Genomic DNA, 21,402 nt, shown 5'->3' with positions numbered 1-21,402 from the left:
TTCGCAGCGGAGGCTCGGATTTTCGCTATATTTCTACGCCTAAAATTTCCGCCAGTTTTTCCGCAGTGGTGAACTGAACTGCATGAATTCCAAGGGCTGCGGCGGCATCGCAGTTTTCTTTTCTATCATCAATAAATACAGTGTCCGCAGCCTGCGCTTCTTCTGCTTCAAGTATGATGCGCCAGAATTCCTTGTCCGGCTTGGAAACTCCCATGTGGCAAGAGCTGTAGGTCTGGTCAAAAATCGCATAGTCGCCGCGCTCAAGGTGATTTGCATAATGCGCTGAAATTGTGTTTGTTCCGCAGACAACTCTGTTTCCTGCCTGCCGGAGTTTTTTTATTATTGCCGCTGTTTTTTCGTTAAGCACTGGATGAAAAAGATATCTGAACCAGTCTGTTTTTACTGCGATTCCGCTCCTTTTGGAAAATTCAGCCCAGAATTCCTTTGAGTCTATCACTCCATCTGAACACAGCCTAAACAATCCAAGGCTTTCAAGCTGATTTGAAGTTTCTCCTGTTTTATTGCCACAGATTCTTTTGAATTCCTCGATTGAGATGCCCAGAACTCTGCACAGTTTTTCATCTAAAACCGCAGTCGTGGTTACAACCCCGCCCATGTCAAAAATGTAAAGCATTTTTCCTCCTGATAATCCGCAAGTCCGATTCATAATATCGATTTCTGTCGCCCCGGATAAAATTTTTGGGGCAGCCATAATCTATTTTGCAAGCAGCTTTTTCAAGTCTGAAAATTTTTCAAGTTTTTCTATGCAGCGCGAAACCTTCCCGAATCCATAAGCCGCCCATATAAACGGAATTCCAGCCTGGCTACAGGCATCGGCATCTCCCTGTGTGTCCCCGATGTACACAGCCGAAGTGATTCTGTTTCTTGCCATGAGAATCTGGATGTTTTCCGCCTTTGATTTTCCTGTGCGCCCGAAACATTCGTAGTCCCTTATAAACGGAGCGAGCCCTGTTTTTTCCAGTGTAAGCTCAATGTACCCATTCTGGCAGTTGCTTACTATATAAAAGTTAGCGGATGCAGAAAGCTCCCTGACTGTTTCAATTACACCCGGGTACGTTATATCAAGTGTGTTGTTCCGTACTGCAATCTGCTCTTCGGTGCAGCAATATGAAAGAAGATTCTTGCGCTCCGGCTCTGTCAGCTGTGGCCACAGATCATTTGCTATTGTATCCATAGTTTTTCCAAATTCCTGCTGAAGAATCTGGGCGTTGACTTTCTTTGCATTCAGGCCTGACATTTCAATGGCCTTGTTCCATGCAACTGCAACAATTCCTGTTGTGTTCCATATTGTTCCATCTATATCAAGGATAATTTCATTGAAGCTGTTATTTTCCATGGCGGATATTATAGGGTATCTCTAAAAACTCGTCTATAATTATTTTTAGCGGAAAGTTGAACCGGCGCGTATTTTTTTATCTCCGCTGGTGAAGTTTTTTCCTTGCGAATTTTTTGCTGAAGTGTTTGTAACGTTTCCACAAAAATTGTTTTTTTTCGCTTTTTTTTTGTTGCAAAAGAAAAATTCTGATTTATAATAAAAATCACCTTGAAAAAAAGGTTTATGCATTACTAATGAAGGAGGCAATTGCATGAAAAAATTAGTAGCTACAGTATTGGGAGTTGCATTGGTTGCATCTGTTGCAACATCTGCACCTTGGTCAAAAAAGACTTCAAAGAACAACGGTGGAAAAGTATTGAATATTGCTGTTTGGAATGATGAATTCCCTGCACGTTTTGAAAAATACTATAAGTCAAAACTTCCTGCCGGTGTAAAAGTAAACTTTGTTCAGACACCAAACCAGGGAAATGCTTACCAGAACAAGCTCGATGAGGCTCTTTTGCAGCAGAATTCAAAGCCAGCAGATGAAAAGATCGATATTTTCCTTGTTGAAGCTGACTATGCATTGAAGTATGTTGATACACCTTACACACTTGATGTTGTAAAAGACATTGGTCTTACAAAAGCTGATTTGGCTAATCAGTTCAAGTACACAAAAGACATCATGACAGACTCTAAGGGAGTTCTTAAAGGTGTTTCTTGGCAGGCATGTCCGGCTGGATTTATTTACCGCCGCTCGATTGCAAAAGATGTTCTTGGAACAGACGATCCAGCAAAAGTACAGGAGCTCCTTTCTAACTGGGACAAATTTGATGCAGTTGCTGCAAAGGCAAAGGCAAAGGGATACTTCATGCTTTCTGGTTTCGATGATGCATTCCGTGTATTCTCTGACAATATAAAGACAAAGTGGGTTGTTGGAAACAAGATTAAAGTAGATCCGATGATTCAGCGCTGGATTGACATGACAAAGACATACACAGACAAGGGATACAACAACAAGGCAAACCTTTGGTCTGCAGAAAGCTTCCAGGGTGCAAAGAAAGACGGAAAAGTATTCGGTTACTTCGGACCAGCTTGGTTTATTGACTTCTGTCTTGCTCCTAACACACTTGATGACCCTGCAAAAGGCAATGTTGTTGGAAACGGATCTTATGGTGACTGGGCATTCTGCAAAGGACCTATGGGATTCTCTTGGGGTGGAACATGGCTTTGCGGTGCAGCAGGTTCAGACAATGTTGATTTGATCAAAGACATCATGCTCACACTTACATGCGATAAGAATACAATGGTTCGCATTGCTACAGAGATGAGTGATTTTACAAACAACGAGCCTGCAATGCGTGAAGTTGCTTCTTCTGACTACAAGAGCCCATTCCTGGGTGGACAGAACCACATGGCTGTATTTATTGATTCAGCAGCTTCTATCAACAAGAACTGCATTTCTATGTATGACCAGGGTATGACAGAAAAGATCATGGCTGCTATGGCTGACTACTTCAACGGACAGGTAACATTGGATCAGGCATGGAACAATTTCTATACTTCTATTACAGAATTGTATCCAAACTTGTCTAGATAAGCTGATGTAATACTTTTAACTGGAATCATGAAAATGGTTCCAGTCTCAAGGTTGCAGAAAGTAAGAATGCCGCCTTTTTTGGGTGGCATTTTTTTTACCCTTTTTTCAATAGAAATACTTCCCTCTGATGTGTTGCTATTACTTTTGAGAGGATTTAATGAAAAACGATATCAAAAAAGGTACAAAAAGAAAAAATGCCATTGGATATGATAACTGGGGCTATTTCTTTATTGCGCCGTTCTTTATAGTTTATCTTGTATTTTCGCTCATTCCGCTTTTAACAACTTTTATTTTTAGCTTGTTTGAGTATTACCGTGTAGGACTTACTACAGTAGGACCTACTTTTATTGGCTTTGAGAATTTTAAAGCTATTTTCGTTGCAGATGACAGTTTAGGAAAATATTTTCTTAATACTTTGATAATGTGGGTCATGGGATTCGTTCCGCAGATTGTAATTTCGCTTTTGCTTGCGGTTTGGTTTACAAACACAGAGCTTAACCTCAAGGGGCAGAGCTTCTTCAAGACTGTTATATATATGCCAAACCTTATAATGGCTGCTACATTTGCAATGCTGTTCTTCACGCTGTTTTCTCCAAATGGCCCTGTAAATGGAATGTTGCGTTCCCTTGTTGACAGGACAAATGCGGCTGCTATTGCTGCAGGTATTCAAGAACCGATGAAGCCAATCTACTTTTTTAACTCAACTGCATGGACAAGAACGCTTGTAGCTACCATGAACTTCCTTATGTGGTACGGCAATACAACCATTATGCTTATGGCTGGTGTTATGGGAATTGACAACAGTTTGTTTGAGGCAGCACGCATAGACGGCGCTACTCCTTCCCAGATATTCTTTAAAGTGACCATGCCATTGCTGCTTCCTATTTTTGTATATGTTTTCATTACTTCATTGATCGGTGGTATCCAGATGTTTGATGTTCCGCAGATTTTGACCAATGCTACAGGTCGTCCGGATAGAACTTCAATGACTATCATCATGAAGCTTAATGCGCATCTTCAGAATAAGAACTATGGTCCTGCCGGAGCAATATCGCTTCTTTTGTTTGCAGTTACCGGTATTTTGAGCGGTTTTGTTTATAAAATTACAATGAGCAAATATCAGAATAAGAGATAGGAGATAATTTTATGGAGAAAATAAAAAGTCAGGCAAAAATGTTGTCTACCAGAAGATTTATCTGCTATGCTGTTTTAGGAATTCTGGCGGTTCTTTCATTGTTTCCATTTTATATTATGGTTATCAATTCAACCCGTTCGCATCCTCAGATCCAGAGTGGCTTTTCTGCTATTCCGGGAACGGAGTTCTGGCTCCATGTCAAGCAGTTTTTAAAGTCTGAAAGATGGTTTGATGTTGTTGCTGGCCAGCAGGTTGAGCGGAAGGTTTATGGAACAAGCTATCCTATCTTCCGCGGTCTGGGAAACAGCTTCCTTATTGCGGTTTTCACAGCGGCCTTTACAACGTATTTCAGTGCTATGACAGCTTACGGAATTTATATGTATAATTTCAAAGGCAAGAAAGGCGCATTTAAATTCATCATGGCTGTTATGATGGTTCCAACACAGGTTTCTACGCTCGGATTTTTGCAGTTGATTATGAAGCTCAATCTTTTGAATTCATACATTCCGCTTATTATACCGGCAATTGCAGCGCCGATAGTCTTCTTCTATATGTATCAGTCTATGGAAGCAACTTTGCCTTTCTCGATAGTTGAAGCTGCCCGTGTAGATGGAAGCAATGAGTTTTATACTTTTAATGCGATTGTGTGTCCTATGCTGAAGCCTGCGTTTGCTGTCCAAGCGATTTTCGCATTTGTCACATCTTGGAACAACTACTTTATTCCAGCCCTTGTAATCAGCGACAAAAGGCTCTGGACTGTTCCTATTGTTATTGCAAATGCCCGTTCTGCAGATTATATGATGTTTGACCTGGGTGTTAATTATACTCTTATGACAGTTGCAATTCTTCCGCTGATTATTATATATTTCTTGCTTTCAAGATATATTATTGGCGGTGTAACAGCTGGTGGTGTAAAAGAGTAGTGTTTTATAGGGAGCCTCAGAAAAAAGAATTTCTTTGATTCCTTATATTGAAAACAGCCGGGCTGCTTTGCGGTCTGGCTGTTTTTTTATGTCAGCTTTAAATGGCGGCATAAAAAATTGCATTTAAAATTTGCCTGACAGTTTCTGCGCAAAAATCACCTTTGTTCACTTATTCTTAATTGCTCTGTTTTCCAATATAGTGTATATTATTTGTTGGAAAAATTGAATTTTTTCGAGATTCCCTGTTATATTGAAATTTTGCCTGAGGTAAAAATGAACGAAAAAAAAGATGATGAAAAAAAACAGAATGAAAATGACCCTTATGATTTTTTCAAGCTTTCTATAGATAATGAAAAAGGTGATAAAAAAGGCCCTGGAAATCCGCAGAAAATGCCTCCGTTTTGGACGATACTCCTGATTCTTGCAGGTATACTTCTGGCTGTGAATATGATGTTTTCATCTAGACCTAGTGATTTGATTGATTTTTCAGAGTTCAGGTCGCTCATAGATCAGGGTAAAATTGTCCGTGTGGAGCTTGGGGAAAGTTATTTTACAGGCTATACTTCCAATTCTTCCGGTGCTGCCCAGCCATCCCGCTTTGGTTTTATGGGCATGTCAATTTCAAACGATTCTGTTGGTGTGTATAGGACTTCAGGTGTCCTTATGGAAGGATTCATTGAATTTCTTGACGAAAAAGGTGTTGACTATAAATTTGTGGCACGCCAGAACAATTATCTTGTGCAGCTTCTGCTGAATCTTGTCATTCCGTTTGGCTTTATTTTCCTGATGTATTTCTTTATTTTCAGGCGAATGGGCGGCGGCATGGGCGGAATGGGGTCTATCCTTGGCGGCGGCGGAAGATCAAAGGCCGTTGACGAAGGAAAAGTAAAGACCCGCTTTCAGGATGTTGCCGGTGTGGATGAAGCAAAAGAAGAGCTTATGGAGCTTGTTGATTTCCTGAAGCAGCCCAAAAAATATACCGATATTGGCGGAAAAATTCCAAAAGGCGCATTGCTGGTCGGACCGCCCGGAACTGGAAAAACTCTGCTTGCCAGGGCTGTTGCCGGTGAGGCTGCTGTTCCGTTCTTTAGAATTTCCGGCTCTGACTTTGTTGAAATGTTTGTCGGTGTTGGCGCAAGCCGTGTGCGTGATTTGTTCCGCGCCGCCCGTGAAAAAGCTCCTTGCATTATTTTTATCGATGAGCTTGATGCGATCGGAAAAAGCCGTGTCAATAATCTTGGCGGAAATGATGAGCGTGAGCAGACCTTGAATCAGCTTTTGGTTGAAATGGATGGATTTGACAATGAAAAGGGGCTTATAATTCTTGCTGCCACAAACCGTCCTGATATTCTGGATCCTGCTTTGCTGCGCCCTGGAAGATTCGACCGGCAGATTGTTGTTGACAAGCCTGACGTAAAAGGCCGTGAGGAAATTCTCAGGCTTCATGCAAAGAATGTCAGAATTGATCCAAGTGTTGATTTTTCTGCTGTTGCACATTCTACAAGCGGATTTGCAGGTGCGGATCTGGCGAATATTGTCAATGAATCTGCTCTTCTTGCTGTCAGGGCTGGGCGCAAGGTGGTTCTTATGGAAGATTTTGATGAAGCCATAGAGAAAACCATTGTCGGTCTTAAGAAGAAATCGCGCGTTGTAAAGGAAAATGAACGTCGTATTGTTGCGTATCATGAAACCGGCCATGCTCTGGTTGCTGCATTTACACCGGGCAGCGATCCTGTTCATAAGATAACAATTATTCCGCGCGGCATGGGCGCCTTGGGTTATACTATGCAGCGTTCCGAGGATGATCAGTTTCTGTATAGCAGAAAGGAGCTTATGGGGCAGGTTGATGTTCTTTTGGGCGGACGCGCTGCTGAACAGATAATTTTTGGCGAAATAAGCACAGGCGCTTCAAATGATATCAGCCGGGCAACGGATATTATAAAGCGCATGATTACTGATTATGGAATGAGCGAAAAATTCAAGAACGTGACTCTTGGAAAAAGCGGAAGGGGCTACGGCGCACAGGAGCCTGAGCTTGTCCGTGAATTTTCCGAGGATACTCAGAAATATGTCGATGAAGAGATTGCCCGGATAATGGAAGAACGTTATCAGTTTGTTATAAAGATATTGAAAAAACACGGCAGTCTTCTTGAGTATATTGCGCAGCGGCTGCTTGAAAAGGAAACAATGGAGCGGAAGGAGTTTATGGAAATCCTTGAGGCTGAAAATCACTGCGCTGAAATTTCAAAATCCTCAGAAACAGAGGCAAAGCCTAAGCGGACTGTAAAACCCCGTGCTAAAAAGAAGGTTTCTTCTTGACGGAAAAAACACAGTTTAAAACATTACGCCTTTGGAACATCAAAAAAACAAGTTTTTGACATTCCCTTTTCAGTGGCTGTAATTTTAACAGAGTCCCGGTGTAGTTTTCTGCGCCGGGATTTTTTATAGCTTAGTTCTCTTCAAGCTTAAAGCCGTACATGTCGTGGCCTGGAAAAACTTTTGTTTCAGGGGGAATTTCATCATAGATTCTTTGCAGGCTGCTTTTCATTTTTAAATCATTTCCGCCAAAAAGGTCAGTGCGCCCCCATGAATGGTAAAACACGGTATCGCCGCTGAGCAGTATTTTTTCATTTTCATTAAACAGACAGCATGATCCTTCTGTGTGGCCTGGAGTATGAATCACTTTCCAGTCTGAAAAGCCGGGAATGTCCATATATGCCGAAAGCGTCTGGTTGTCCTGAACTAAAAAGTCCGGCTCAGGAAGATTTGAAACAAATGGAAGGAATACTGAAAAGTCCATGGCTTCAAGGGAAATGCTCTGAATGTTTTTGCTGTTTTCCCCTAGAAACTGAGAATCGCTTTGATGAATAAAAATCTTTAGATCCGGAAAATTCTGCTTCAACGCAGAAAGTCCGGCTACATGATCAAAATGACCGTGCGTAAGAAATACCGCTCTTGGCACAAAACGGTTATTGTCAAGATAAGCGAAAAAACTGTCTACGTCACGGCTGAATTTGGAAAATCCAGGGTCTACTATAAAGACCTCAGAGCCTGTCAGGGAAACAATATACGTGTTTACCCTGAAAAGCCCTGTTTGAACTGCATTTATCAATATGCATCTCCGCTGCCAAAGTGAGATTTTACCTGCCCGTCATCAGTTGTTTCAGAATAGGGCTTGTCTTCTATTGGTGCGCTGCTCATTGTGGCTGCAAATGCGGTCTGCTCTGCGGCTATTTTTGCTTCTTCTGTATTTGCGGAGAAATCACCATGTGTGTCATTTACAACATTTGAAGGAATGCTTTCCTCTGCTTCAGAGAAAGATGATGAAAGCGGCTCTTCATTTTCGTCCTTTTTGCGGGAATAGCTTACGCTGAGTTTTCTTCCGCGGTATTCATATTCATTCAATGCCTTTATTGTCTTGTCGCAGTCTTCTGCAAAGAGTGTTATAAATGAATAATTTGAAAGCACTCTTATTTCTCCGATACGGCTGCGCTCCAATCCTGCAACGCTCACTAAAAGACCTACTAAGTCGCGCGGGAATACTCCGCGGCTTCTTCCTACACTGATAAAAATAGTGTCCGCTACAGACGGGTCGATGGTTACGCGCGGAGCTTTTTCTATGCGCTCCTTCCGCTCCTCAAGGGATCTATTAGACAGACGTGATTCATTTCTTGAAAAACGATCTTGGCGTCCAAATTTTTCGTTTTTATCCAGGCGGTTGAAGCGGTTGCTCTTGAAGCCTGATGTTGCATTTTTAATGAAAAGTGCCGCAACATAATTTCTGCGTGAAAAAGGAACATTCTTCTTAAACAGTTTTTTTATCTGCTTCAAGGTTTCGATTTCTGCGTTAGTTGCTGTTTCTACGCGTGATACTGCATCAGCCAAAAAAGATGCGATATTTTCCTCGTTCAATTTAAAGCCTTCGCGGCTGTTGTTGTATGCCATAATCAAACTCCTATTTTTAATACGGCTCTTGTCTGAAATCGCTGCTGCATAGCTTTTCAGAGTCAGTTAAAATCTTTTAATATGTCTACAATATAGCCGGATCCTATTTTTTCAAATGAAAACTGTGTTAACAGCGATTCCATGGATTCCGGAATAATTGTATTTGAAAATAAAATCCACTGAATTCCGCGTTTTTTTGAATTTTCCAGGCATCTTCGTAAAAGCTCTTTTCCAATGCCTAGACCGCGGTAATTCTGAAAGACAAAAAAATCAGTGAATACAGCTGTTTTTTTTGCCGGGGACGGACATAAAGAAAACAATGCACAGCCTAAAAATTCCTGTGTATGGGAATAGCAAACAAAACCATACTTGTTCTCACTCTTGGAAAAAGCTGACTGGTAACGCCACATTGCAGCAATGGAAATTCCAATCTCGCCTTCAAAACTGTTTTTGTATTCTTCTGCCATTATCTCAACTGTGCGGTCAATACATTCCTTGTCCCTGACAGAATCGTATTCTTTGAACTCGAAATCATTTTGGACAAGCTCCTCTGTTTCATCTTGGGAATCTTCCTCCAAAAAATCCAGGCCCCATATTTCGCACAGTTCACTGTACCATTCGTTGATGCGAGCGGTCATTCTCTTTGTCTTGAATAAAAACCATCTTTTTTCAACATCAGGATACATTTTTAAAATATTCTTGAAATTCCTGAATACCCCCCTTCTGCTTTGCAGACATCTTTTTAATTCATTCCGCGCCAGCGGTGAACGGCAGTTTTCGGCAAATTCCTCCATAAGGTCAAATCCGTCATCACTGGTCCAGCGCGGCAGGGAATATATTTTTTCTTCATCCACCGGCAAGGCTTCTTCTGAAAAACAAAAATCTTCTCCGATTCTTACAACTCTTTTTTTTTCAGCATCAAAAACGCTCTGGGAATTCTGGTCTTCCATTGCGAATATAATGTCGTTTTTAATGGAGTCGGTAAGCTCGAATGTCATTTTTTTATGCCAAATCCTTCCGGTTGACAATCACTTTGCTGATAAGTCCGTACTGGACAGCTTCCTCTGCATTGAGCCAGTAATCACGGTCTGTGTCCTTTGACACTTTTTCAATGGAAGTTCCTGTCTGCTCGGAAATTATTTCATTTATCTTTGTGCGTGTTTTGGCAAGCTCCGCGGCATGAATTTCAATATCCGTAGCAACACCTTTCATTCCGCTTGAAGGCTGGTGAATCAGGTAGCTTGAATGTGGAAATCCGAGTCTGCGCTCCTTTGGCACAGAAAGAAGAATGAGAGCCGCCGCGCTTGCTATGAGGCCGGTTCCTATTATGTACACAGGCGCGTTTATAAAGCGGATTGCATCAAAAATAGCGAATCCCGCGTAAACATCTCCGCCGGGGCTGTCAATATAGAGGTAAATCGGCTTGTCGCTGTCTGCTTCAAGAATAAGAAGCTGGCGCATGATTTTTTCCGCCAGTTCCTCGCAGATTTCACCGCTTAAAAGAATCTGCCGTGTCTTCAGAAATTTTTCTGCAAGAGGATCTGGAGCGGCATTTTCAGATTTTTTTTCTTCCTTTTCTTCTTCAAGGGTGATGCTGTTGTTTTTTTTAATCATTTTTACTCCAAAAAGACCGCAGGCTAAGCGCAGTCATGCCAGGAAAGCACCGAGTAACCAGTGCGACCTTGTTTTTTTTCCGGGAAACTTGAGAAAACTGGAATTTTTCAAGTTTCCTTTTTTTTAATACTGCAAAACAGCAGATATTATATTGCGCTGAAAATCCGCAGCCGGCTCCAGCGTTTTCCTAGAATATACTATAAATTGTCTGCATTTTCAATAATTTTTGCCGTTTTCCAAAAATCCAACATTCTGTCTGTGTTTTCGCTTTGCATTGCAAGACCGCTTTCCTTCATTTTTTGTTCAACGAATTTGAACCGGCCGCTGAATTTGTTTGATGCCAGCTCAAGCGCAGCAGAAGGATCTACTCCAAGCTTGCGGCTCAGATTCACACAGGACAGCAGCAGATCTCCGACTTCTTCTTCAATGTGGCCGGGGTCTGCTTCCCGGACTTCTTCAAGCTCCTCTTCAATTTTCTTGTATGCCTGCTCTTGTGTTTTCCAGTCAAATCCTGATTTTGCGGCTTTTTTTAGAAGCTTGAAGGCCTTTAAGAGCGGAGGAAATCCTTTTGGAACAGAATCAAGCGCGCTCCGGGATTTTCTGCCTTCGACATTTTCTTTTATTGTGTCCCACTGCGCTTTTACATCCTCGGAAGATTTTGCTTCGCCTGTGCCTGCGAATATATGCGGATGGCGGCGAATCAGTTTTTCGCAGACTTCATCCAGGCTTTGTGAAATGCTGAAGCTGTCTTTTTCTTCAAAGCAGTTCGCTATAAAGACAAGGTTAAACAGCGCATCGCCCAGCTCTTCACGCACGTGGCCGGGATTTTCTTCTGTGATAGCATCTATGACTTCAAAAGTTTCTTCTATTAAAGTGCTTCTGAGTGTCCGGGGTGTCTGAGCCTTGTCCCATGGACACTGCCGCCTGAGAATTTTTGCAAGCTCGTAAAGCCTGTTGAACGAAGCGGCCGGCCGGGAAAGCTCTTCGATTTTTTTTGTAAGCTCTGATTTTTCCATATTTCTGCTTTGGCTGTGAAATCTAGAAAACTGGAATTTTCCAAGATTTTCTTATGCTGTTTCGGGGATGACCTTTTTTTTCTTCCATTCGTTGACAAGCTTTTCAGGCTGGGAAGAAAATAAAAGCTTTGAAAAAAGAATTTCCGCCTGGGGGAACACCTGAGAAAGAATGATTTTTTCATCAGCGGAAAATTCGCCGAGAACAAAGTCAGCGACATTTCCATGCGCCGGTTTTCCGACACCGAGCCTCATCCGCCAGAAATCCGTGGTTCCAAGGTTTTCCTTTATCGAGCGGAGTCCGTTGTGTCCACCCAATCCGCCCGACCATTTCAGGCTTAAAGTTCCAAGCGGCAGCTCTATTTCGTCATGCACAATAAGAATGTTTTCCGGCTTGAGCTTGAAAAATCTTGCGGCTTCTCCCACAGCTTCTCCGCTCAGGTTCATGTAGGTCAGCGGCTTCATGAAAAATATTTTTTCTGGCGCGCCGGCCGGGGAATTCTGCTCGGGCTTTATAAAACCTGCTTCTGCAAGCCAGCTTTTTACCGTGGAAAAATCCATGCACGCAAATTCCGACTTGTGCTTTTTCTGCCATAAAATTTTTGAAGCGAAAGGAAGCTGCTCTTCAAATATCCAGGGAGCATTGTGCCTTGTTCCCGAGTATTCTTTTCCGTAGTTTCCCAAAAATGCAACTAGCTGAATCATGCCGCCATTATAGGCTATAAAAATTCAAAAAGCAATCAGCCGTAAAAACGCTTCCTGAATTTTTCTTTTGATTGAACAATAAGAAAATAAACGCTATAGTAGACGGCAGGAAGTTTCTGAACGCGGTTTTCAGGCGGCTTCTGTAAGGAAAACTCGAAAAGCTGAAGTTTTTCGAGAGAACTCTATAACTTTTTTAAGGAATGGAATCATGGCGGAAAAATTTGACTACAAGAAAGCTGGTGTTGATGTTAACGAAGGCTACAAGGCTGTTGATAAATACAAGAAGCAGTCGGAGCGCGCGAGAATTCCGGGGCAGCTGACAGAGCTTGGAGCTTTCAATGGAATGTTTGCTGTTCCTAAAAATATGAAGAATCCTGTCATGGTGTCCGGAACTGACGGAGTTGGAACAAAGCTTGACATTGCTTTTCAGATGGGCATATACGATACAGTTGGAATTGACTGCGTTGCGATGAGCGTAAATGATATTCTGTGCAGCGGCGTAAAGACATCTTTTTTTCTTGATTATATTGCATGCGGAAAACTTGATTCAAAGATTGCAGGCGAACTTGTAAAGGGCGTTACTGACGGCTGCGTTGATGCAGGATGCGCTCTTCTTGGCGGAGAAACTGCCGAGATGCCGGGCTTCTACGATGACGGAAAATATGACCTTGCGGGCTTTGGTGTGGGAATCGCAGAAAAGTCAGATATTATAGATGGAAAGAAAATCAAGGAAGGCGATGTTTTGATCGGTCTTTCTTCCACAGGGCCTCATTCAAACGGCTATTCCTTGATCAGAAAGCTTGTTACAGACTTTGAGGAAAAAATCACTATCGGCGGAAAGGAACGGAAAATCGGGGAAGTTCTTCTTGAGCCGACACGGATCTATGTAAGACCTGTGATGGATGTTCTGGAAAAATTCCGCTCAAGCGTGCATGGAATGGTTCATGTTACAGGCGGCGGATTCTATGAAAATATCCCCAGAATGTTTCCGCATGCCAAGGAAGGCAAAAAGCAGCTCATTGCAATGATAAAGAAAAATTCATGGGATGTTCCTGAGATTTTTGGCGAGCTTATAAAGCGCGGCGCGGATCCTGAAAATGTGTATTCAACTTTCAATATGGGAATCGGATTTGTGCTTGCGGTGAGCAAAAAGAATGCGCAGGATATTTTGGACAGATTCAATTCAAAGGCTAAGAAATTTGCGGCTAAAGGCTCTCCTGTTATGAAGGCTTACGAAATCGGCTATGTCGGACACACTGACAAGGTGATTAAGGGTGAATTCAAGGGCAGCAAGGAAATGACAAAATTCTATGTTTAAGGTTGCTGTTCTTGTTTCCGGCGGCGGAACAAATCTTCAGGCTCTTATAGATTACCAGAAAAGCCACACTGATTGCCCGTATCAAATATGCCTGGTTGTTTCCAGCACAAAGTCGGCGTATGCCTTGGAGCGCGCGCGGCTTGCAGGAATCGACAGCTCGGTAAAAAGCCCTTTCAGTGTAATGGGAAAAACTGCGGCAGAAAAGGCTTCCAGGGAAGAAAAAAATGCTGCGGTTTCAGAGGCTATTCTTGCGGAGTGTAAGAAATATGGCGCAGATGGAATTGTTCTTGCCGGTTATCTTAGTGTTCTACAGGGAAAAATTATCCAGGAATATAAAGACAGGATTATAAATCTTCATCCGGCTCTTCTGCCTAAATTTGGCGGAGTAGGGATGTGGGGGCATCATGTGCATGAGGCTGTTCTTGCCTCCGGTGAAACTGAAAGCGGCTGTACGGTTCATTTAGTTGACAGCGGCTGCGACACAGGAAAAATTCTTGTGCAGAAGAGAGTTCCTGTTCTTTGCGATGACACGCCGGATTCACTTTATGCACGCATTGCGCCCCTGGAGCACGAGGCGATTGTTGAAGGGCTGCTCATGGTTTGTTCCGGAGCGTGTTGAATCCTGAAAGCTCCTTTATTATTTCTCCTGCTATAATCAGGCCTGCCGCGGAAGGTACAAACGATGTGCTTCCTGGAACAGGGTTGCCTGAGGTTCCCTTGGTTTCTTCTGTGGGACTGGTTTTTACAGGAATTTCTTTTGAGTATACAACTTTAAGCTTTTTTATTCCGCGCTCTTTAAGAATTTTCCGCACAGCCCTTGCCAGTGGACAGACACTTGTTTTGTAGATGTCCGCTACCTCAAGCATTGTAGCGTCCACTTTGTTTCCGGCTCCCATGCAGCTTATTATTCTGGTGCCGGCTTCCTGCGCCTGTTCTGCAAGCGCGATTTTTCCTGCCACTGTGTCGATTGCATCCACTACATAGTCGTAGCACGAAAAATCAAACAGGGCTTTTGTGTCCTGCGTGTAAAATACCTTGTATGTTTTTACCTTTATTCCGGGGTTGATTTCGTGAATTCGGTTTTCAGCGGCATCTACTTTGTACATCCCGATGGTTTTGTGCGTGGCGATAATCTGCCTGTTGAGGTTTGTGAGGTTCACGGTGTCGCTGTCAATCAGGTCGAGCGCTCCGATTCCGCCTCTTGCAAGCGCTTCAACTGTGTAGCCTCCCACGCCGCCGATTCCGAATACCGCAACCCGGGCGCGCGAAAGCCGTTCAATTCCATCCTTTCCAAAAATAAGCTCAGAGCGGGAAAACTGGTTCATTCTATTCCATTAAAATTGTGCTGCCTTTTGGCATTACGATTATTTCAACACGGCGGTTCAGTGCTCTTCCCTGCGGAGTGCTGTTGTCTGCCACAGGCTTTGTTCCGCCGAATCCGCGGTATGTAAAAAGCTTCTTGTCGATTCCGTTTGCGGAAAGCTCCTTTATTATTTCCTGTGCGCGCTGGATGCTCAATGTCATTTGTCCGTTCGGCTTGTTCACGTCTGCTGTGTGCCCTTCAATCAGAATTGTGTATTCGCCCGAGGATGTCACTTTTTTCAGGGACTCTGCAATCTGCGATATGCGGCCTTTTTCCTGCGGCAGAAGTTCATAGGAATCTGCGATAAAACGGAGATTCTGCATTGTAATCTGAATTCCTGTTAGCACTTCAGTCAGATCGATGTCGGGAATTTTGCGCTCAAGAATATATTTCTGAAGCTGATAGTATGCCGTGTAGTAATTCTTGTCCTTCTTTGGAACTGAAACGGCGTGCTCAAGAAGCTCCTTGTCCAGAAGAATTACAACTTTTCCGTTTTTCAGAAGCTCCCTGTTTTTTTCAACAGAAGCAATGCGAAGATAATCTTCCCGTGAGATGACAGGGTCGCAGCGGTTTATTCCGTACACTTTTTTTACGGTAATCCACAGCGGATCTTTTCCGGCGCGCCCGTCATAGTCTTCTATAAAATCAGAGGATGAATATTTTACTATTCCTGTTTTTTTTGCGATTTCAGGCTGAACCATGTTCCGCTCGTAGAGAAGCTCCATGTCCTCTGTCCAGACTTTGGGAAACAGGCACGGATAGACTTTGCTTTCAATGAATTCTCCATGGACAGGCAGCAGACCGCGCGCATCAAGGACAATTCCCGTGTATTCCCTTGAGGCAATCTGATCTATCGGCTGCGATTTTTCGTACGGCGTGTGATGCTTTACAAGGCTTGAGGAAATGTCGTTCATATTTATTGTGTGCTTTGTAAGAAGAAGCCCGTCCTTTGTGAATACCGTAGGCGTTTTCTTGCTTACATCGATAATCCGGGTAAGGCTTTCGAGTGTCACTGTGCCGTCAAGAACAAGATCGCCCAGTGTTTTTGCATCGTCCACATAAATAGAAAGAAGCGGATTTTTTACAAGAATCGGAAGCTTCATTTCAATTTCTTTTATGGAAGTTGCCTTGCCGCTCGGAAGAGGAATTCCTGCTTTTTCCACATCGAATGAAACATCAGAGGAAAATGTGCTTTTTACCCAGTTTACGTGGCTTATTGATGACATCACCGCATCTTTTTCAGATACGTGCCCCTGCGCCCTTGCAGCCATGAGCGCTTCACGCTCAATTTCAATGTCCGAGTACGGAACATAGACTGAAGGAAGAGGCTCCGCGCTTTCTGTTGTGAAATCAAACTGCTCTATGTAGCTTTGTCCTGAAAGCCAGGCACAGGAGAGAAAAGCCGCTATGCACAATGGAAAATTCTTTGTATTCATAAAAAAATCCGTTTATAGTATATTTTCGGCATTTTATATAGAAAATTAAAGGGAACTCTAAAAACTCGCTTTCAATTTTTAAGGACATCCGGCATTTCCCGGATTTTGCGGCAAAGAAATTTATTTTCTTGAAATATTTTAATTTTATATTATAATACTGTAAAAATAGAGCAAAGGGTTTTATTGGGCTTCCAGAAATTCATTTTTAATGATTCTTGGGAAGTTCCAGCGGTTTTTTGGCTGATGCGAGCGCGCGGCTTGGAGCAGCGCATTTTTAGAGTTATCTTGAAAAACTTCAGTTTTTTGAGGTTCCTTAAATTCTGACAGGGGTACGTATGAAAAAAAAGTTTAAGATTTCCTGGATTTTGATGTCTATGAATGTTGCGGGGCTGGTGCTGTTTGCTATGGTCTTGTCGTTTGTTGTATATTCAAGAATCAATACAGACTTTTCAAATTTTTTCAAGGTTGAGTTGAAGAATAAAGTTCTTGTTGTGAATGAAGAAATTTCTATTCATAAGGAAAATTCTATCCATGCGGCAAGCAATGCCTTTAAGTTGGCAAAGGACACTTATGCGTCCGCAGGCTATAATAAAACACCGGCACTGCAGAATATATGCAACTATGTTGTGGAAGACAAGCTTCTGGATTACTGCGCGTTCTTTTTTCAGGACGGAAGCGTTGTTTCATCTGTGGGAGGAGCCAGCTTTGACACAGGTCTTGTTTCTCGTGTTTTAAAGGGCGAAACATATTCTGACCTTGTGCAGGAAAACGGAACAGTATTTTATATAAGCGGAATTCCTGTTACCGGAAACGGAAGAATTCACGGAGCTTTCCTTTCCAAGAAGGCTGTGTTAAATAACCAGTTTGTTGAAAAAATATCAAAGTCCACAGGATGCGTTTTCACGGTATTTGACGGCACAAAAAGAGCCTTCACTTCTATTCCTGGAATGCAGGGAACTGAGATTGCGGATAAAACTCCGATATACAAGGCGGAAGGCGGAGAAGACACTCTTTACACCGCAGAGATTGGAAACAAGCCGTATTTTACATATTATTTCCCTATAAAGAACGGCAAGGGCGAATTCATTACAACTCTTTTTATAGGAAATGAAATTTCATTTATCAAGGCAGTTGTGTCTTCGATATTCTCCCATGTTTTGTTTTCAATGATTGTTTTCTGTGTGATTTTCATCCTTATTATTCTGCTTTTGCTGCGCTTCTTTGTTATAAAGCCGCTCAATGCTCTCGGAAAGGCTGTCGCGAATCTTGTTCATGGAGATGCAGACCTTACAGCCCGCATTGATGCAAAGTGGAACAATGAATTCGGCGAAATTTCAGAGGATGTCAACAAGTTCATAGAGATGGTTCATGCTATTGTAGTTGACCTGAAGAATGCCCAGAATTCCCTTGATGAAATCGGACAGAATCTTGTGGCAAGCACAACTGAATCTGCAAGCGCAACATCACAGATTATGGCGAATATTGAAGGCGTAAAAAAGCAGTCTGAGCATCAGTCTGTTTCTGTTGCGAACACAACTGAAATTCTTGGAAACTCCGCAGCGAGCGTGAACGAGCTTTCTCATGTTGTGGAAACACAGTCTGCCAGCATTGCCGAGTCTTCTGCGGCTATCGAGGAAATGCTTGGAAATATTTCTTCTGTGTCCTCCAATGTTCATAAAATGTCGGACAGCTTCAAGATTCTTAACAATACAGTTGACGACGGAAAAACAAAGCTTGCGAGCGTAGATGAAAAGGTAAATGAAATTGCCGAGCAGTCAAAGATGCTTATCCAGGCAAACCAGATTATTTCACAGATTGCGTCGGAAACAAACCTTCTTGCCATGAATGCCGCTATTGAAGCCGCCCATGCTGGAAAGGCCGGAGAAGGATTCTCTGTTGTTGCAAATGAAATCCGCAAGCTCGCTGAAACATCAAGCCAGCAGTCAAAGAATATCAATTCTGAGCTGAAGCAGATTTCTTCTTCAATAAAGGACGTTGTTTCTCTTTCAAAGAATTCGCAGACTGCATTCGGCGAGATTGTTCTGCACTTGAATTCAACCGATGAAATTATCCGTGAAATTGACAATGCCATGAATGAGCAGGAAAATGCTTCCCGCCAGATTTTCAGCGCGCTTGGCGATATGAGGGATCAGTCTTCTGCGGTTGATGAAAAATTCAAGGTTGTGAACTCTGGAATTATAAATGTTACCAAGGAAATGGATTCTGTTTCGCAGGTTTCTTCTATTATTCTTGGAAGCATGGATGAAATGTCCGCAGGAGCCTCGCAGATAAGCGCGGCAACACAGAATGTTTCAGAGCTTGCACAGCAGACTAAAGACAATATTTCTCTTATGGAAAGCAAGCTGGGTCTGTTCAAGGTATAATTCATGCTGAAAAAAAACGGCAGGCATTGCGGCTTTTGTGCTGTGGTGTCTGCCTTTTTTTTATGCCGGAAAATTCTCAGGACAGAATCCGCGCTTTCTTGCCTGCATTAAGGCTTCAAAAAATTCTTTGAATATTCCGTATTCTATGTTATTCCATTGTTATTAATTGAAATGATTTTTTCAGGTAATAAGTCTGCTGAATCAATAGGTTTTAATGAATTTTTTGCCCTCCCTTCAACTTTTTTGTTTCATAATTATCTATATCAATTTTATAACTGGAACAACTTTTTGTAATAACATAAGATAAATTTTCATGTGAGAAAACTGAATTCGCATAAACCAAAAAAAGAATTGTTATTAATATTTTTTTATATGAATTTTACTCCTTCATATTCAGGTTTATAATTGAAAGGATAAACATACTGTTTCAGAATGTTCCTCAGCCGATTTAACACCATCAATTTTTATATTTTTTGTAATTATACTTAGCCCAAATTTCAAGTTTTAAAAATTTACACAAAAGGCGTAATGTCCTAAAATTTTGCCATCATAAAAAAAAATAGAAAAGGATTACGTCCATGTATATGCAAATTTATAGCATGGACGATGGTTTTATTAAAGCAGCAGAGCAGGATAGAAATTTCTCAATTCTTCTGCAAAACAGGAACGGAAAGCGCGGCCCTGAAAGCAGTTTTCAAAAAAAACACGGCGTACTTTTTTAAATTCTCGGCGTGAATTTTTTAAAACACGGCGTGTTTTTGGTGAATTCTCGGCGTGAATTTTACAGTTTTTACCAGAATTTTGCCGCTTTCTGATTAAGCGGATGTCCTGTTTCAAACGAAAAATAAATCCTGAATAGCGGCGGAAAATTCTAGTCAATTAAGAAAAGGGCAGGAAGGGGGCATCTGAATTTCTTTGAGAAAGCGCGGAATTTCGGAAGAATTTGTGCTATAATCAGTCAAAAGGAGGCAAAAAAGAGGGGTTTCGTTAGACAAATGGCAATTTGTACCACTATGCTGGGAACAACCCGGTACGCTATATAGACCCTGATGGAAGAACGGAAGTATATTTTATATATGTTTATAAAACAAATAGCGAACATGACCAGAATATGAAATCTTCCGAACGAAATTCTATAAATAACGAAATAAAATATTTACAGGAAAAAGGCATTTCTGTAAATGTCATTGAAGCAGGAACTCTTAAAGACATCAAAGCTGCGTTAGAAGATAAAGAGATAAAAATGCTTGTAATTAGCGGACATGGTGGCAAAACTGGATTTATTGAAACTGCCGATGGAGGAACTTTTTCTCCCGCAGACTTAGAAAATATAAAAGTTAGTGATACCCTTCAGATTGTAATATTTGAAAATTGTTATCAAGGTGGAAGCGATAGGAAAAAAAATGACAATGAGAAAAAATGGGAAGAAGCGTTTGGGTGTAATGTAGATGTTGTTGGTTGGAAAGACACGACAACCACAGGTGAAACAAAACGATTTAATGGTTGGGGATGGTTTGACAGGCAATCACGCAATCTGAAGAGTTATTGCAAAGAAATTACAAAAGAGGATAATTAAATGAAAAAGAAAATTATTATATATGCACTTCTTTTATTATTAAGTATGTCTTTTGCAAATACCCAAAATATATCAATAAAAATCCAGCTTTTTCCAATTGGATATAAGAATTCAAGTTTTACAATTTATGATAATGAGGATAAATCTTTTTCCGATTTTCTTTTTCAAAATATCAAAAAATCATCAGTTGCTCATTTCTATACTCCTGTCAAAGATAGATGTGAAGAAGGGTTTTATAAAATAACTGTAAATGCAGATGGCATAATTTATGAGTATGAAGTGTTTGCAAAGAATATAATTTATGATGCAAAAAATAAAAAATACTTGAAATATGATGCACTTTCAGATATTTACACTTATCTTGCAAAAAAACAATTAGAATGTATCATAAATAAAGAAAACTGATTAAAGTTTTGAATTGGATTACCACTACATCTAGCGTTTTCAGCTTGTCTGAAAACGCGCTATTTTTCTCCCACAAATAGCAATTTGTACCACTGCGCAATTTTATGTCTATGGAAAATAATATTATTCATTCGTTGTTTCTTTTTTATTTCTCATCTTATTTTCAAGTTGTAAAAATAGTTTTGACAATTTATATAATAGGTTGTCGAAAAAAAAGATACTATTGTCTTAGAATATCTAGATTATTCTTTTCAGTTAAATAAAAATTACTTGAAGCTTTATAAAACGGGGAAGAAAATTAATATAAATTGCTGGATTTGGCAGTTGATCCCCCCCCCTGCAAATTGGCGGACTTCTTATTCCTGCGGAGTTTTAACTAAAAGAGATTTAGCTATGTCATTATTACTTGAGATAAATGAAATTGAGGACGGTTTTTGTTTATTGATGCCAGCTGACTTAAGAATTGATTGCGAACGGCGGCCGTTTGGCGGGATTGGATTCATGAAGATATAATGAATTGAAAATTTGTAACTGATCAATAAAAAGTGCTTCATGAGCCGCAGTATCCCTTTCCGCCGCGCCGGGGCTGGCTTCCCGTGCAAAAAAAAGCGAAAAAAACTGAAAAAAAGGCGTTCCGGGAGTTGACAAG

The 21,402-nt window shown here is 41.4% G+C and carries 20 protein-coding genes; 9 read left to right on the top strand and 11 right to left on the bottom strand.

The window, feature by feature from the left end; translation table 11 throughout:
• Positions 1 to 25 precede the first annotated feature (25 nt).
• Both ACI4L0_RS08915 and ACI4L0_RS08910 read right to left on the bottom strand, forming a co-directional pair.
• Positions 26 to 634, bottom strand: a complete 609-nt coding sequence (locus tag ACI4L0_RS08915) for an HAD family hydrolase (protein ID WP_439799819.1) — start codon at positions 632 to 634, stop codon at positions 26 to 28.
• Between the two features lie 81 nt (positions 635 to 715).
• Positions 716 to 1,357 carry an HAD family hydrolase gene (locus ACI4L0_RS08910; protein WP_439799818.1) on the bottom strand — a complete coding sequence of 214 codons (642 nt, stop codon included), beginning with the start codon at positions 1,355 to 1,357 and terminating at the stop codon, positions 716 to 718.
• A 250-nt stretch (positions 1,358 to 1,607) separates the two neighbouring features.
• On the opposite strand from ACI4L0_RS08910, the gene ACI4L0_RS08905 reads away from it, so the two are divergent.
• From ACI4L0_RS08905 to ftsH, 4 genes are all read left to right on the top strand, one after another.
• The gene (locus ACI4L0_RS08905; protein ID WP_439799817.1) at positions 1,608 to 2,936 is read left to right on the top strand and encodes a carbohydrate ABC transporter substrate-binding protein; all 1,329 of its coding nucleotides are present in this window, start codon (positions 1,608 to 1,610) and stop codon (positions 2,934 to 2,936) included.
• 157 nt (positions 2,937 to 3,093) lie between these two features.
• A complete protein-coding gene (locus ACI4L0_RS08900) occupies positions 3,094 to 4,071 on the top strand; it encodes a carbohydrate ABC transporter permease (protein WP_439799816.1) in 978 nt (325 codons plus the stop codon).
• An 11-nt stretch (positions 4,072 to 4,082) separates the two neighbouring features.
• Positions 4,083 to 4,994, top strand: a complete 912-nt coding sequence (locus tag ACI4L0_RS08895) for a carbohydrate ABC transporter permease (protein ID WP_439799815.1) — start codon at positions 4,083 to 4,085, stop codon at positions 4,992 to 4,994.
• Between the two features lie 273 nt (positions 4,995 to 5,267).
• Positions 5,268 to 7,313, top strand: coding sequence for an ATP-dependent zinc metalloprotease FtsH (gene ftsH / locus ACI4L0_RS08890; RefSeq protein ID WP_439799814.1), 2,046 nt, complete (start codon positions 5,268 to 5,270; stop codon positions 7,311 to 7,313).
• Positions 7,314 to 7,443: 130 nt separating this feature from the next.
• Here ftsH and ACI4L0_RS08885 read toward each other — a convergent pair whose 3' ends face one another.
• The 6 genes from ACI4L0_RS08885 to pth form a co-directional block, all read right to left on the bottom strand.
• On the bottom strand, positions 7,444 to 8,106 hold the full coding sequence (locus ACI4L0_RS08885; protein ID WP_439799813.1) for an MBL fold metallo-hydrolase: 663 nt from the start codon (positions 8,104 to 8,106) through the stop codon (positions 7,444 to 7,446).
• Positions 8,103 to 8,939: a DbpA RNA binding domain-containing protein gene (locus ACI4L0_RS08880; RefSeq protein ID WP_439799812.1), complete on the bottom strand. Its 837-nt coding sequence runs from the start codon at positions 8,937 to 8,939 to the stop codon at positions 8,103 to 8,105. Before ACI4L0_RS08880 ends, ACI4L0_RS08885 begins: the two co-directional genes overlap by 4 nt.
• Positions 8,940 to 9,001: 62 nt before the next feature.
• Positions 9,002 to 9,937, bottom strand: coding sequence for a GNAT family N-acetyltransferase (locus ACI4L0_RS08875; RefSeq protein ID WP_439799811.1), 936 nt, complete (start codon positions 9,935 to 9,937; stop codon positions 9,002 to 9,004).
• Between the two features lie 4 nt (positions 9,938 to 9,941).
• The gene (locus ACI4L0_RS08870; protein ID WP_439799810.1) at positions 9,942 to 10,553 is read right to left on the bottom strand and encodes an ATP-dependent Clp protease proteolytic subunit; all 612 of its coding nucleotides are present in this window, start codon (positions 10,551 to 10,553) and stop codon (positions 9,942 to 9,944) included.
• Between the two features lie 197 nt (positions 10,554 to 10,750).
• Positions 10,751 to 11,569, bottom strand: coding sequence for a nucleoside triphosphate pyrophosphohydrolase (gene mazG, locus ACI4L0_RS08865; RefSeq protein ID WP_439799809.1), 819 nt, complete (start codon positions 11,567 to 11,569; stop codon positions 10,751 to 10,753).
• A gap of 51 nt (positions 11,570 to 11,620) precedes the next feature.
• Positions 11,621 to 12,271 carry an aminoacyl-tRNA hydrolase gene (pth, locus tag ACI4L0_RS08860; protein WP_439799808.1) on the bottom strand — a complete coding sequence of 217 codons (651 nt, stop codon included), beginning with the start codon at positions 12,269 to 12,271 and terminating at the stop codon, positions 11,621 to 11,623.
• Positions 12,272 to 12,479: 208 nt separating this feature from the next.
• Between pth and purM the strand changes: the two genes are divergently transcribed.
• Both purM and purN read left to right on the top strand, forming a co-directional pair.
• Complete coding sequence (purM, locus tag ACI4L0_RS08855; protein WP_439799807.1) at positions 12,480 to 13,589, top strand: phosphoribosylformylglycinamidine cyclo-ligase; 1,110 nt, start codon at positions 12,480 to 12,482, stop codon at positions 13,587 to 13,589.
• Positions 13,582 to 14,208 (top strand): phosphoribosylglycinamide formyltransferase, encoded by a 627-nt coding sequence (gene purN, locus ACI4L0_RS08850; RefSeq protein WP_439799806.1) that lies wholly within the window; start codon positions 13,582 to 13,584, stop codon positions 14,206 to 14,208. The genes purM and purN overlap by 8 nt, the downstream gene beginning before the upstream one ends.
• On the opposite strand, the gene ACI4L0_RS08845 is transcribed toward purN, so the two are convergent.
• Together ACI4L0_RS08845 and ACI4L0_RS08840 are read right to left on the bottom strand one after the other, a co-directional pair.
• Positions 14,183 to 14,914: a tRNA threonylcarbamoyladenosine dehydratase gene (locus ACI4L0_RS08845; protein ID WP_439799805.1), complete on the bottom strand. Its 732-nt coding sequence runs from the start codon at positions 14,912 to 14,914 to the stop codon at positions 14,183 to 14,185. The genes purN and ACI4L0_RS08845 overlap by 26 nt on opposite strands.
• Before the next feature lies 1 nt (position 14,915).
• Complete coding sequence (locus ACI4L0_RS08840) at positions 14,916 to 16,388, bottom strand: OmpA family protein (RefSeq protein WP_439799804.1); 1,473 nt, start codon at positions 16,386 to 16,388, stop codon at positions 14,916 to 14,918.
• 335 nt (positions 16,389 to 16,723) lie between these two features.
• On the opposite strand from ACI4L0_RS08840, the gene ACI4L0_RS08835 reads away from it, so the two are divergent.
• The 3 genes from ACI4L0_RS08835 to ACI4L0_RS08825 all read left to right on the top strand — a co-directional run bounded on the left by ACI4L0_RS08835 (position 16,724) and on the right by ACI4L0_RS08825 (position 20,753).
• Positions 16,724 to 18,772: a methyl-accepting chemotaxis protein gene (locus tag ACI4L0_RS08835; RefSeq protein ID WP_439799803.1), complete on the top strand. Its 2,049-nt coding sequence runs from the start codon at positions 16,724 to 16,726 to the stop codon at positions 18,770 to 18,772.
• Between the two features lie 1,003 nt (positions 18,773 to 19,775).
• On the top strand, positions 19,776 to 20,348 hold the full coding sequence (locus tag ACI4L0_RS08830; RefSeq protein ID WP_439799802.1) for a hypothetical protein: 573 nt from the start codon (positions 19,776 to 19,778) through the stop codon (positions 20,346 to 20,348).
• On the top strand, positions 20,349 to 20,753 hold the full coding sequence (locus ACI4L0_RS08825) for a hypothetical protein (RefSeq protein WP_439799801.1): 405 nt from the start codon (positions 20,349 to 20,351) through the stop codon (positions 20,751 to 20,753).
• A gap of 456 nt (positions 20,754 to 21,209) precedes the next feature.
• On the opposite strand, the gene ACI4L0_RS08820 is transcribed toward ACI4L0_RS08825, so the two are convergent.
• Positions 21,210 to 21,402: hypothetical protein (locus ACI4L0_RS08820; protein ID WP_439799800.1), on the bottom strand; the 193-nt coding region annotated here is incomplete at its 5' end.

Origin of the sequence: Treponema sp., assembly GCF_051883275.1 — a bacterium.
GTDB lineage: Bacteria > Spirochaetota > Spirochaetia > Treponematales > Treponemataceae > Treponema_D.
Note: the sequence above shows the minus strand (reverse complement) of the source record. Positions and strands in the feature narration are given on the sequence as shown.